This is a genomic window from Variovorax sp. LjRoot175 (assembly GCF_964253805.1).
In the GTDB taxonomy this organism is placed as follows: domain Bacteria; phylum Pseudomonadota; class Gammaproteobacteria; order Burkholderiales; family Burkholderiaceae_C; genus Variovorax.
Genome location: NZ_CAXURY020000004.1, coordinates 399,215 through 411,062 on the forward strand (window position 1 = coordinate 399,215; position 11,848 = coordinate 411,062).

General features: G+C 64.1%; 13 protein-coding genes. 4 read left to right on the plus strand and 9 right to left on the minus strand.

Annotated features, from left to right (window positions below; translation table 11 throughout):
* Positions 1–21 precede the first annotated feature (21 nt).
* A complete protein-coding gene (locus ACSQ89_RS43060; RefSeq protein WP_436298218.1) occupies positions 22–1,386 on the plus strand; it encodes an IS1380 family transposase in 1,365 nt (454 codons plus the stop codon).
* 477 nt (positions 1,387–1,863) lie between these two features.
* Here ACSQ89_RS43060 and ACSQ89_RS43065 read toward each other — a convergent pair whose 3' ends face one another.
* Both ACSQ89_RS43065 and ACSQ89_RS43070 read right to left on the minus strand, forming a co-directional pair.
* The gene (locus tag ACSQ89_RS43065; RefSeq protein ID WP_436298219.1) at positions 1,864–2,502 is read right to left on the minus strand and encodes a hypothetical protein; all 639 of its coding nucleotides are present in this window, start codon (positions 2,500–2,502) and stop codon (positions 1,864–1,866) included.
* A gap of 55 nt (positions 2,503–2,557) precedes the next feature.
* The gene (locus tag ACSQ89_RS43070) at positions 2,558–3,652 is read right to left on the minus strand and encodes a hypothetical protein (protein WP_436298220.1); all 1,095 of its coding nucleotides are present in this window, start codon (positions 3,650–3,652) and stop codon (positions 2,558–2,560) included.
* A 1,130-nt stretch (positions 3,653–4,782) separates the two neighbouring features.
* Here ACSQ89_RS43070 and ACSQ89_RS43075 point away from each other — a divergent pair.
* Complete coding sequence (locus ACSQ89_RS43075; RefSeq protein ID WP_436298222.1) at positions 4,783–5,385, plus strand: hypothetical protein; 603 nt, start codon at positions 4,783–4,785, stop codon at positions 5,383–5,385.
* Positions 5,386–5,636: 251 nt separating this feature from the next.
* On the opposite strand, the gene ACSQ89_RS43080 is transcribed toward ACSQ89_RS43075, so the two are convergent.
* The 5 genes from ACSQ89_RS43080 to ACSQ89_RS43100 form a co-directional block, all read right to left on the minus strand.
* Complete coding sequence (locus ACSQ89_RS43080) at positions 5,637–5,927, minus strand: helix-turn-helix domain-containing protein (protein WP_436298223.1); 291 nt, start codon at positions 5,925–5,927, stop codon at positions 5,637–5,639.
* A gap of 28 nt (positions 5,928–5,955) precedes the next feature.
* Positions 5,956–6,384 (minus strand): hypothetical protein, encoded by a 429-nt coding sequence (locus ACSQ89_RS43085; protein ID WP_436298225.1) that lies wholly within the window; start codon positions 6,382–6,384, stop codon positions 5,956–5,958.
* Positions 6,385–6,563: 179 nt separating this feature from the next.
* Entirely contained in the window at positions 6,564–6,827 is a 264-nt protein-coding gene (locus tag ACSQ89_RS43090; protein ID WP_436298226.1) for a hypothetical protein, read from the minus strand.
* A gap of 26 nt (positions 6,828–6,853) precedes the next feature.
* Positions 6,854–7,342, minus strand: a complete 489-nt coding sequence (locus tag ACSQ89_RS43095) for a hypothetical protein (protein ID WP_436298227.1) — start codon at positions 7,340–7,342, stop codon at positions 6,854–6,856.
* Positions 7,339–7,551: a hypothetical protein gene (locus tag ACSQ89_RS43100; protein WP_436298228.1), complete on the minus strand. Its 213-nt coding sequence runs from the start codon at positions 7,549–7,551 to the stop codon at positions 7,339–7,341. Before ACSQ89_RS43100 ends, ACSQ89_RS43095 begins: the two co-directional genes overlap by 4 nt.
* 585 nt (positions 7,552–8,136) lie before the next feature.
* On the opposite strand from ACSQ89_RS43100, the gene ACSQ89_RS43105 reads away from it, so the two are divergent.
* Complete coding sequence (locus ACSQ89_RS43105; protein WP_436298229.1) at positions 8,137–8,532, plus strand: hypothetical protein; 396 nt, start codon at positions 8,137–8,139, stop codon at positions 8,530–8,532.
* 165 nt (positions 8,533–8,697) lie between these two features.
* Positions 8,698–9,885, plus strand: a complete 1,188-nt coding sequence (locus ACSQ89_RS43110) for a hypothetical protein (RefSeq protein ID WP_436291898.1) — start codon at positions 8,698–8,700, stop codon at positions 9,883–9,885.
* A gap of 212 nt (positions 9,886–10,097) precedes the next feature.
* Here the strand turns inward: ACSQ89_RS43110 and ACSQ89_RS43115 are convergent, their stop codons facing one another.
* Positions 10,098–10,235 (minus strand): hypothetical protein, encoded by a 138-nt coding sequence (locus tag ACSQ89_RS43115; RefSeq protein ID WP_436298230.1) that lies wholly within the window; start codon positions 10,233–10,235, stop codon positions 10,098–10,100.
* Positions 10,236–10,314: 79 nt separating this feature from the next.
* Positions 10,315–11,848, minus strand: a 1,534-nt coding sequence (locus ACSQ89_RS43120; protein WP_436298231.1) for a sialidase family protein, incomplete at its 5' end; no start/stop codon positions are given.

The window sequence follows — 11,848 nt, forward strand, 5'->3', positions numbered from 1 at the left end:
CGCAGTCCCTGAATCTTTCGAATGCGCCCCTTCATCGTCAAGCAACTCGACTACGACCTTACGCCGGTGGCCGGCCTGGCGCTGGTGGGTCATTATCTGAATCGACTCGCACCGGTGTTCAAGCAACTCGATGCCGCATTGCCCGTGAGAAGTGGCGTTGCCAACAGCGACATCCTGCGCAGCTACCTGGGCCTGCTGGTGCAAGGCAAGTCGGACTTCGATGCGATCGAGAACTTCCGCGGCGATGCCTTCTTCAAGCAGGCGCTGGGCATCAAGCTGCTGCCCTCCAGCCCGACGCTGCGCCAGCGCATGGACGCCCGCGCTGTCGAGCTGTTTGACTTCCTGCCAGTGCTGATCGAGACGCTGCTGTCCGACGTGCGGCTCGACTATGGCGTCTTGCCTTGCGGCTGGCTGGCGCTGGACGTGGACACCTTCGCGATGGACAACGGCGGCACTGTCAAGGACGGCGTGGGCCGTACCTATGCAGGCGTCGATGGCTACTGTCCGCTGGCGGCGTACCTCGGCTCGCACGGGTTCTGCCTGGAGCTGGCGCTGCGCCCGGGCGTGCAGCACTCGGCGTCGGAGACGCAATTCAACTTCGAGCGTGTGATCCCGATGGCGCAGCGCCTGAGTGCGGCCGGTCCGAAGGCGCCGATCCTGGCGCGGCTGGACGCGGGCTTCGACTCCACAGCGCTGATGCGCGAGATCGAGTCGTACAACCGCGCAGGCGTGCCGCAGCTGAACTGGCTGATCAAGTGGAACCCGCGCACGAGCGACGTGGCGGCGCTGGCCGAGCGGCTTGAGGCCGACGCCACCACGCTCTGGGAGCATCCCCGCGCGGGCAAACGCGTGACGCTGTGGGAACAGGCGCTGGAGATCGAAGGCATCGAGCGGCCCCTGCGCCGCGTGCTGCGCCTGACCGAGCGCACCATCGATGCGCAGGGCCAGTTGTTGATCGAGCCCAAGCTCACGCTGGAGGGCTGGAGCACGAGCCTGAGCGCCAAACAGTTCGATGCGAAAGCCGTCATCGCGCTGTACGCCGACCACGGCACGCATGAGCAGTTCCACTCCGAATTCAAGACCGACCTCGATCTGGAGCGGCTGCCCTCGGGCAAGTTCGACACCAATTACGTCGTGTGCGAGCTGGCTGCGTTGGCGATGAACATCCTGCGCCTGATGGGCCAGGCCGGCCTGCATGGGCCGGATGCGCCGGTGCGCCATGCGGCCAAGCGCCGGCGCATCAAGACCGTGATGCAGGAACTCGTTTACCGCGCCGGGCGACTCATCGAACATGGTCGGCAATTGATCCTCGGGCTGGGGGCCAATGACCGTGCAGCAAGGGCCTTCGCGCGCGTACACGGCGAGTTGTTTGCCGCGTGCGGATAGCGCGACGCAAAGACGCCTGTTACTCCCCACGGATTCCAAAATCGTGCGTCCAACGCACGTTGCGGCGTCGGTGATGTGCCGCCAACCAAGTTCGACGGCACAAACCGCTTGCCCCGTGGAGCCAACTTGCCGGCGTCGTCCGTGTGCGCGGGCATCATCGGTCGCGATCTCGTGGCAGTGGGCATCACAGTCGAGCAGACTCGCTCAGCTCGTCACTGAGCTCACGGATTCAGGTAAGAAGCAGCAGCTTCGTGCTCGCAGTAGAGGTGCCACGCCTAGCACCGCAGAATTGTTGGCAAGTGCAAGACGTGTGCTTGCGCCGAAGAGGCGCCCCAAGCCCGATGGCCTCTCTTCGCCAGGGGCTAAGAATCGGGGCTAACTTTCATGTGTCGAAGAGCGTCCAGAAAACCCATGTACGGCAAGCAATTAGTGGCGGGTGGCGCGGCGAACCTTATTCTGTTTCTAGATTTATCTTTATCACTGCTGGAAGAACGCGCTGCCCGGATTCACTAGCACCATCGTTGCCAATGCAAGCGGCGCTCCCGCCGCCAGCCGCTCCTGAAGAATCTTCACGTCAATGCCCTTGCTTGAACATATCTGCCTGGCAAAAGCTTTCGCCTCGCCATCGACGAATTGACTCTCTGCCTTCATCATCTCCATGCCGCCCTCCGTCCACTCGTTGGCGTCGAACGTCTTGGACGCGGTCGTCGACAGCGCCCTTCCAAGCGATACGTACAGGACCGCCGGCCAGCCGGGGAACTCTAGATCTGCCGCTAGTCGACGATGAAGTCTGGCAAGCATTTCGGCGCTGTCGGCATGCGCCTCTATTCCTCGCGCAAGGAAGCGTTTGCGAACGTCCTCCGGATCGTCTTTCCACATGGCCGCATGGGCGAGACGCACGTAGCCTCTTGCAAATTCAGCAAAGGGCCGTGAATGAACCAGGGGCTGGGCCATCTTGGCGCCCCATTCAATGGGGCTGGGCGGAGTGCGCCGGTGAACAGCCACTCTGAAAGACAGAAAATCCCGCTTCAGCTCAGACTCGAAAAGAAACTCTCCGGCCAGGGTCACCTGCTGTGTCGCCACGGATGCGTCGAAAAATGGGGTTTGCTCTTGCATTTGAGAACCCTACACACCAGGACGCTCTTCGGCAAGCGATGGCGGCCAGCAGCTGCTATGGGGTTCCCAGTTTCTCCCTGATCGCGCGCGCGGTGAACGTCGTCTTCATCCCGAGCTGGTCGGACAAGTCGGCGTCATTCATCCCGCCCAAGATCAGGCGCGCCGCGTAGGCGTTGCGCACGAACTGCGGGCCGTGGAACGCGGCTTGGTGCCCCAGCTCCTCCAAGGTCCGCTTCACGCAGCTGGTGACCACCCGTTCGGCCAGGTCGGGCGCGATCGGGCTGCGTGCTGCGCCCAGGCCGCCGCCGATCAGGTCCGACGACGGCGCGACGTCGGCCTGGCCAAGGAATAGGCGATTCGACGTCCGGGTGCCTTCGGCGATCGCGCGCCGCGAGCGGACGATCTGCAACCCGGATCGCTTCTCGATCCAGCGCTTCAGCGCCGCGGCCAGGTCCCGCTTCCCCACAAGAACTCGAGCTGCGACCTGCCGATGCCCGGGTGAGCGAATCACGACAGTGCCGTCGTCCTTGATCGACACGTTCCGCGGGATGAGCTTGCAGACCTCGGACAGCTTCAGGCCGCATTCTGCGACGATCAGCCGCAGCGCGAGATTGCGTGCTGGCGTCCAGCCGCGGCGGAGGACGGCACGCTCTTCCACGTACATCTTGGCGGCCATCGTCTCGTACGCGACCAGGAAGGTCGGGCCCGGAGGGAGCGGCGGATCGGTTTCCAGCCGCGTCTCGTGTTTACTGCGCATGTGCTCGAGCACGACCGCTGCCGGATTGGTGCCAAGGACACCGATTGCCTGGAGGTGCGTGAACACGCGGTTGATCTCTGCCAGGTAGGTACGCATGGTGCGGACGCTGGCCGGTGCGTTCTTGCGCCCGCGCAGTGATGAGAGGAACGCCTCGATGTGGGCCTGCTTGACCTGGTCGAGCCGAAGCGACTGGCCAGCGAGCCAGCGGCAGAACTTCCCCCAGAACGACTGGTATAGCTTGTTGCTGTGGTCCGTATAGAGCGGCGCGTTCGCGTCGTTCTCGTCCTCCACGCGTTTCCAGCTCAGCGTCGAGCGCCACTGCTTGTGGGCCTGCAGCGGGTTTGACAGCCAGGGGAGGCTGCCGGGGGCGGCGATGGCGATCGTGCGGGACATGGGGGTGTCTTGAGGATAACTGCGCGTCAATGCGTGACGGCCGGGAGACCCCTCCGCGACGTTGCCTGCGCGCATCAATGAGGCGTCCGACCTCGCCACCGCGACGCCGGTTGATCGGCCATCTGTTCGATGGTGCCCTTCACCATTGGTGGATGTACAGACCCGGCGCAGCGGTCGACCATCCTGACCGAGGGACCTTCACGATCTAAGGCTGCCGGAGAGATACCCAGCATGGAATGCCGAACTGACGCCCGGCGCCTCTTCCGCCACACACTTGCGTGGTTCGTCGTGGTCTGCCTGAACGCCCCAGCGCTGGGCCAACAGAGAGTGCCCCCGCCGAATCCAAGGGACCAAAACCAGGAGACGCCAGAAGTCGAGCAGGCAAAGCAGCAGCTTCGGGACGCGCTCGAGGACGCCGCGCGCCGAATGAGGCAGGCGCGCCGCCCCCCGTCACCACCTCCGGCGGATCAGCCCCCTGTTTCGCCGGATCCCGCGCCTCCTCAGCTGGAGCGTCCTCCGACAGTTCAGCCTTTGCCGCCGGTGGCCCCACCAGAGCCCGACCAGGTCCGGATGGTGGAAGTGCCAGACGTGCGGGACAGCGGCCGGCGTGAGGCGGCGATCGGCATTGAAGGGAGAAAGCTCAAGCCGATATTTGAACCCGACCTTCCGGCCGATTTCGACGATCAACGTCGGTATGTCGCAATGCAGGAGCCGCCCCCCGGCAACTTGGTTCCAATCGGGTCAGCAGTGACCCTCACTATGGCCACGCGGACACCCCCGAGCGCGCCGCCCGAGAGTTCGGCGCCAGCCCCATCGCATCCCCGGTCGTCCGCGAACCCGCTATGGCCGGCAGTACTGGGATTGCTTGTCATTTCATTCCTGCTGGCGAAGCTAATCAGACGTGGGAAGGGTGAAAAGGGAGAGGCAAAGCGGAATCTCGCAGCGGCGAAGGACAGTACTGCGGCCTGGCGCTTGGAACGCGACCCGGCGCCAGGGGTGACGGTGCACGTCTCGAACCAAAAGGGATCTGCCAAGGACAGTCGGTCGTTCGCTGCCGGCTGGCGTGTTGTGCCAGCCGAAGCAGAGGTGACCGTGCACGGACCAGGAACACGCCAAGGAGGAGCGCGATCATGAAATCGATTGAGCTCAAGGAGAATGGATCGATCTACCAGATACTCGGCTTCGATTCCACCCAAGTTGGCCTGGAGCAGCTGCACAACCGGGCAAAGCTATGCGTGCAGGACGTCGACTTCGAGGACGCAAAGATCATGGGGAAGAAGGTGCGCGAGTTGCCTTCCGTTGACGTCCAGCAGAAGCTCGCGGAGGCGCTCTCAGGCAATCCATTCGAGCTGCTGGCGCGCGGCTGGGGCCAGATCAGGCTGATTCGAGAGGCAGTGGCCAAGAGCCGGAACCCTGCAAAGCCCGAACTCGCGCACTTGGCTCAGCACGACCTGGAAGCCTCACTTGAGCCGCGGCTCGTTCTAACGATAGACGGGGTTGACTGGTGCTCCGTACGGCTAAGCATAGTCCTGCGGCTGCGCGTGCAGGCGGCAGACTTTGTGTTTTACGACGGTTCGTTGACTGGTGTGACGTTCGGGAACCCAGTCGGCAGCGTGTCACTTAAGGTTGAGGGGCGAGAGGTCGCCGCTTGCAAGCGAGAGCTCGACATCAGCACCTCCACGTACAAGCCGCCGAGTATCAGGATGCCGGGCGCTCAGCTGAGGGGGTCATAGGGAAAATTGCCGCGCCCGTCAATCTGCTGACTACGTCGGTTGTTCGCCTGCGGCCGCCCCGCGGATCTTGGCCAGAGCACGCTCTGCACTTCTGATGTTCTGGCCGTATCCGTCGCCGAACCTGGCGGCGCGCCGGACGGCCCACGCGAGCGATTTTAGTTCGCGCTCGTTGAGCAGGCCGGTGTGGCGCTCCGTGGACTCAGGAAGGGAGGGCCTTGGACATCCCTCAGATTCGCGATTCATCGGGGCCTCTACAACCTGGTGGAGGAATCTGTGGAAGCGCGGCGGGCGGGATCGACTCGCTCGGCCTCGAGCACGATGGTCGAAAGCCGCACGCCGAGTGTCGCGCAAACGCGAGCGACCTTTTGGAAAGTCAGCTTCTCCCCCTGCTCCAGTTCCGAGAGCGACGATATGGAGAAGCCGGTCTGCTCGGAGAGTTCGCGCAGGGTTAGCTTCCGCGAGAGGCGACGCAGCTTCAGTGAAGCGCCGAGCTGCGCGGAGTTGAAGGCGCCGGAGGAGCGCCGATCGGTCGGGCGTGACATGACTGGGAGAGGGGAGGGGCTTGACTGTTCAGATCTGGCTGCGCAGCGCGCGGGCCATCTCAGTCCAGGACGCGCCCATGAAGTCGTGCACGTCGACGGCGTAGGCGCGCCACTGGCGGGTGAGCTTCGATTTGACGGCAATCAGCGGACCCTGGCTCGCGAACAGATCCATGCCTGCCCAGGCGAGCACCGTGCGCGGCAGCAGCAGGCCCTCGCCCATGTAGCTGGCGCCCTCCGTCTGAAGAGGCGCCATGCCTGAATGCAGCTCGCGATGCAGCTCGCACAGGATGCCCAGCGCCGAGTGGCGGCCAGTTCGGTCCTTCAGGCGCCGCGCGCCGCGCTTGTACTTTCCGGATTCGAGAGCATCGGCCCAGAGCCGGGCGATCTCGACCTTCATCTGGGTACCGGCCTCGGGGACGCCGGCGTTGCGCACGCTCGCGCAGTTCAACGAGCGCATCGCTGGGGTGATCTCGGTGGCCGGGTGGCGGTGCAGGCCCGGACGCTCGCGCCTTATCGTTGGCAGCCCGTCCGCGCTGTGGATGGTGCATTCAGAGCCGGCTGTGCTGGAGGCGGTTGACGGCGCGACGGGTGAGCGTCCGAATAGGTGGCGCGAGAGGAGAGTGGCGGCGCTGGAGCTCAATTCAGTTGTCCAAGTTGGGTTGTTTGGAAGGCCGGGTGGTCAATCGTGTTGGCCGAGGCGGAAGGTCCGCGCGCGCCGCTGCGGCCGCGCTGGATGCCTTCGTCGTAGGCGCGCAGCGCAGCGACAAGGACGAGGACGGGGGTTGCGAACCAGAGGCTCGCGCTCACGAACTGCTTGGCGTCCTCGTGGCTGGCCACGAAGGACAGTAGGAAATAGGCGATCCACGGGCAGAGGGCGAGGAGGGCGATGAACTTCTTCATGAGGGACGGACTTTCCTTCCGACGGGCTAGCCCCGCGGGTGATGGGCCGCCAGCTCGGATGGATGGCGGCGAGCCTTGCGGGAGGGAGGCGACGCCGGCGCGGGCGCGGGCAGGCTCGCGATCGGGATCGAGTAGAGGCACTGGCCCGCGTGCGACCAGAGGTCGAACGTGTACTGAAGCCACTTCGTCCGGCGCTCGAGTACGACGCCCGGCAACTGCTCGGCGCAGACAGCGGCCAGTTCTTCGAAGGTGATCGGTTCGCTCTTGCCTGAGACCCTGAAATCAACGCACCCCTGGTTGATCTCTGCCGTGACGTGAAAAGAGCGCTCGATGGGGGCTTGGTGATGGCCCAGGTCCAGTTCGGGCTCCCCGTGAGGGGCCGGCCTCTTGCGGAGGCGTCGGGCATCCCGGTCCTCGACCGACTCGTCCTCGTCGGCGATGAGGTGGCGCGTGGAGACCGGCGCGTCCTGGATAGAGGGCACGGGCTTGCGCACGCGTCGGGTGGGCGCGGTCATTTGCGCAGAAGCTCCCGACCAATGAGCCCGGCCAGGACGAGCATGGCCACGGCGGCCAGTGGCCAGAGCACGAACGCAGCGAGCACCAGGAGGGAGCAGCCGACGAGCACCAGGAACAGCAGCTCGGGCCATTCCCCCGGCGCGGAAGCGCGTGCGCGCAATGCTGCTGCAGCGCGGCATGCGACCAGGTGAATCAGTCCAGCAAGCATGGTTCTCTATCGGAGCCCTCGTACTCGTTCGGTCGCGCCTCACACCGTTTCGAGGTGATGCGGCGCACCGGGTTCTGTGCGGCGGACTCAAAAAACATCCTTGAGCCGCTTTAGTTTGTGCCGATACTATCGCACAGACAAATAAAAACGCGCAAGGTTTCGCAATGAGGGCTTGGAATAAAGATCGTCGCGAGCCGTCCCGACAAGTACCTCGACCGAAAGTTCGTCGAAACCTGCGCACGGCGCCCCGCGATCGATGGTCAACAATGCCGGAAAGTTCGTCGCTGCCAGATGAGGAGCGGCAGGCCACGCCGGGCGTTCATTGCCGCGAAAACTTCGACGCGTTTCGGGCGGCGGCGGCAAAGGCACCTTTTGTGCGCTTCGGGGCGGATATGAGCTTGTCCATCGACGTGTACTTTGGGCCGGTACCATGACTCCTACTTGGCCGAAAATGCGTAGCTCGGCTTGCGGCCAAGACCGGCCCTTGGGGCATCCGAGAAGAATCACCACAACTGGAGTTGATGACGCATGGACGGTTCAGCATGGATTTCCCTCATCTCTCTATTCGTGTCGGGAGGTACCGCCGTGTACACCTACAGATTCAGCCGGACGCAGCAGCGGCTGAACGAGATGCTTATCAGGGAGAAGCAAGCCGAGCAAGAGGACGCGAAGAGGGCCGTCTTCCAGGTAGAAATTGAGGGGGCGGCGCCGCAGTACTCGCTCTCAATTGAGAACGTGGGCGCGGCGCCCGCCGTCGACGTGTTCTTTACGTCTGAAGGCCCAGATAACGAGTTCGCAAAGGGCATGGGAGCCGTGAGTCCCCTCACTCACTTCCCTCATGCCGTTATCGAGCCGGGAAAAAAGCTGACTTATGCCTACGTTCGCTTCCTCGAGCATACGCACGAGCCATCCTTCACTTTGAGATGGCGCGACAAGAAGGGGCAGCACGAGAAGAAATTTGAACCAGTGCTGCCAAGATGACTACAGTCGGCTGCCAAAAGCAGCGGGTCGGCAGCGCCTCAGCATTCTCGGGATGGCGGACGTTCGTGGCCATGAACAATCGGCCACAACAAGTCGGTGGCCAATCTCAGCTTCCGCGCAGGCCGGCACCGCCTCAGCCGGATTGAGCAACTGCTATCGTGCTGCATGGCCACCACTCGCACCATTGGACCCCTGCACTTCGAAGACCTGGACCCGAAGAGATTCGAAGACCTCGTGCGACAGCTGGCGTACGAGTTCAAGCCCTGGCGGCGACTCGAGGCCACGGGGCGCGCAGGCAGCGACGATGGGTTCGATGCCCGAGGTTACGAAATCGTCGCCAAGGAGGCTCAGCCCTCTGCTTCAACGGAAGAAGGCGAAGCGGTCGAGGAGCCATCGACCCTCAACGAGGGCATCGATGACAGGCTCTGGCTCATCCAGTGCAAGCGCGAGCGGGCCATTGGGCCGAAGGCCTTGGTCAAGTACTTGGACGACACCGTGCTCGGCCCGGATGAGAAGCTTCACGGACTTGTGTTCACGGCGGCCTGCGATTTCTCGAAGAAAGCCCGCGACGACTTCGCCAAAAAGTGCCGCGAGATGAATTTGGAGGAGTGGCACCTCTGGGGCAAGGCTGAGCTCGAGGACCGGCTCTTCCGCCCTGAGAACGACCACCTTTTGTTCGCCTACTTCGGCTTTTCACTGACCATCCGCCGGCGCTCACAACGAGCCGACCTGCGGGCCCGTTTGGTGATGAAGAGGAAGGCGAACCGCATGCTGAAAGACCAGTCCCACGCCTCGTTATTGCTGCGCTCGCCCGATGCCACGGAGTACCCGGATCCGGGCGACCTCGCTGATTTCAGGAAAAGCCCGCTGTGGATGGTGTGGCCGTATCGGGGCATGTCGCACGACGGGCTTAAGTTCTGCGTAGAACGCTACTTCGCGTACCTATCGGACGACGGCAAATCGTGGGATGCCGCGATGGCTGCGAACGACGCTAGAAGCCGTACACACGACGACCCTTGGCTGGGCGACGACCGGCACGACGATAGGCGGCAGACCATCTACGAGTTCTGGAACGAGATTCCGGAGGCGAACCGAGCGTGGCTCGAAGTTGTCGGTCTGGTGCCGTTCGAAGATGTCTTGGACATCGATGACCTTGGCGACGAGTACGTGCAAGCGCCTCACATCTACGCGCCGTTTGCACCAGGAAAGCGTGGTCCTTTCAAAGGCTTCATCGCCGAGGTCGAGACCATCGGTCGGTGGGACCAGCGCTCTCTCTACATCAATGAGATGACGGACGGCCGCATCGAGTACTTCCCCACTGAGTTGCGCGAACTCATCGACGACAGCCAATGAACAAGGGCACGGTGTGGGCCATGTTGTAGGAGCACGTGGTTTGTCGACAGGCTACAGTCGGCCATCAGGAGACATCCGTGTGCTCCAAAGGCGCCGCAGGCAACGACCGCTGCCCGAGTGCAGCAGACATACGTCAACGTAGGGCGTGGGAATTTCTCCAGGCCGGACCTGCATCGTGGGCCGTGGGCGACAACACGAAAGCGGGTCGATCGTCAGCTCTGCAGCCCTGCAACGGATGCCATCCGCGCGCTCGACGCAGAGAGGCCCTCATCGACACCCAGCTTGGCCTGTTCAGCGCCGCGAAGGGCCTGTGCGCGCAGATCGTCCATCTCGAACGCGTCGCCATGCATGCGCCCGATTCACGATCGGGTCCGCTGTCGCGACGCCCCAATCGCAAGCACAGCCCGAACCGTTCGCACACGGCCATCGTCAGGGCTGCCGGACGAAAACGATGCTCTGGCGGTCGTGGCTGTCGACGAACACGCCGTTGTTGTTCTGAGGGAAGACGACCGGCAGGCCTAGGTTGTTGGCAACGGTGAAGGCGGCGACGAAATCGGTGCCGACGGTCGAAAGCCCGACGTAGTCGCCGGGGAAGAAGCCGCGCGGACCGGTGATGACCATCTGCCGCATGTCGAACGATTGCGGCGTGAGCCGGCGCTCGCCGAGGTAGTTCAGGTCGGCGTCGAACAGCGACAACCACACGTCGGTGCTCAACCCCGGGTCGCCGAGCACGTCGTTGCGCCAGTCGTAGAAGAGCACGCCGACCCGCCCTTGCGCATCGACCGCAACGACCGGCAGGAACGCCTGCACGCCGGCGGCCGTCCCCTGGTTGACGCGCACCGGCGTCGACCACGTGGCGCCGCCGTCGTTCGAGCGCGCGACGACGATGCCGGCGCCGCCGCCGCTGTTGGCGTTGCCGTCCTGCCAGGTCATGTAGAGCTGACCGGTCGCCCGGTTGACGGCGATGATCGGCAGCTCCTGCGCGTCGCGCACCGGAATGCCCAGTTCGGGGTCAACCGCTGTGACGCTTGCGAATGAAGCGACCCGCGTGTCGACACGTGTCCAATGCCGGCCCTGATCCGTCGAACGAAGAATCGCCTGCTCGTACGTGACGCGACCCGTGGTCTCGTCGAAAAGGAGGCGGAAGAACGCGTTCACGAGCGTGCGGTCCGGCAGCACGACGATCTGCGCGCCCTGGCGGAACACGGCCTGCTCGGCAGGCGCTGCATTACCCATCGTGGCAATCGGGATCGCCGGCGACCACCTCTGCCCGCCGTCGGCCGAGCGCGCGAAAACGAGCGAGGTGATCCCGGTTCTGAACAGCGTCCACGTCGCGTATACGAGCTGGGAATCGAAGGGATCCGCGGTGAGCGTGTTCTTGTCGTGGAACAGCGAGCGCAACACCGGATCCCGGGCCGGATTGCGCGCAATGACGACGGGCGAAGACCACGTCACGCCGCCGTTGGTCGAACGGGCCACGATCATCGCGTTCTCATTGACCGACGTATCCTCGACCAGCGCCATGTAATGCGCGGTGCCGTTCGGACTGAAGCTGATCCACGGATCGCTGCCGCGCTCGTAATCGCCGGCCGAGCCGCGCGCCGCTCCGGAGCAGCGCGTGAACGGGATGGTCACCTGTTGCCAGGTCGCCCCGCCGTTGAACGTGTACGCGGCGCCGAGGCTTTGTGCACCGCCCGTGCTCCAGCGGTCCTGGTGCCAGCCGGCAATCATGTTGCTCGGATTGTGCGGGTTGACCGCCAGGTAGGGTTCGGTCTCGCTGTTGCGATAGACGACGCCGAGCTGCGGCGCGCCGTTGCACGCGGTGACAGCGAGCGGGTCGTTCGGGTTGCCGCCGTCGGGGTTGAGACTCAACCCGCTGATCGCCACCTGCGCGCGCGCCGCATCGGGCGCGCCGGCGAGCATCAGGCCGAGCACCGCCGCGCCGAGGAATGCCGATCCGCGC